Genomic DNA, 643 nt, shown 5'->3' on the forward strand with positions numbered 1-643 from the left:
TGTGATGATATTGATAGCCCTTTAAGTAAACTAGAGCACACTTACAGACAGCGTGATCAGATATTGCCTTCTGGTGATATTGTATTGATTAGTGTGGGGGGAGTAGCGGCTACATTTGATGATGAGGGTGCATCGTCTATCGCTACCCCTTTCTTTTTTGAAAATCGCCAGTATTGGTTTGATATTGAGTTTGAAAGGTCAGTAATTAAGAATACTGCAACAGTTAATCATAAGCATCGTCTAATCGAAGAAGCTTTTCATCTAACCCGAAATGGTGATGGGCTACAAGCTGCTATTAATTTTGGTAATGATGTCGGTAACTGCAGTTTTAATATTGAGTATCAAGTGGGAGATAAGCTTTGTAGTGCTGAAGTTAGCTTTAATATCTTTGCTACAAAGATGGTGATGGATCAAGACCTTCCTTTGATTAATCGTACCATTGATGATATTTATCCTCTTTGGCGCTATAGCTTAAGTAGCAAAACAAATCAGGGTGTGAGTCAATCACAGCGCAGTACTGAAAAGTTTGAACTGTTTTGGCTTGCTCAGTTTCAGCGTTTGGTTGAAGACCTGCAAAGTGGTGTAAAGCAAGTCATTAACTCCCCTCATAATCGACTGCAATCTTTTTCTAAGTATCAAAAGT

At 38.6% G+C, this 643-nt stretch carries 1 protein-coding gene; it reads left to right on the plus strand.

The genetic code is table 11. The features are described 5' to 3' along the window. On the plus strand, positions 1 to 643 hold a 643-nt coding region (locus AB4486_RS27920), incomplete at both ends, for a DUF2357 domain-containing protein (protein ID WP_372120062.1).

This window comes from Vibrio sp. 10N.222.55.C6, from assembly GCF_041473395.1.
GTDB lineage: Bacteria > Pseudomonadota > Gammaproteobacteria > Enterobacterales > Vibrionaceae > Vibrio > Vibrio crassostreae_C.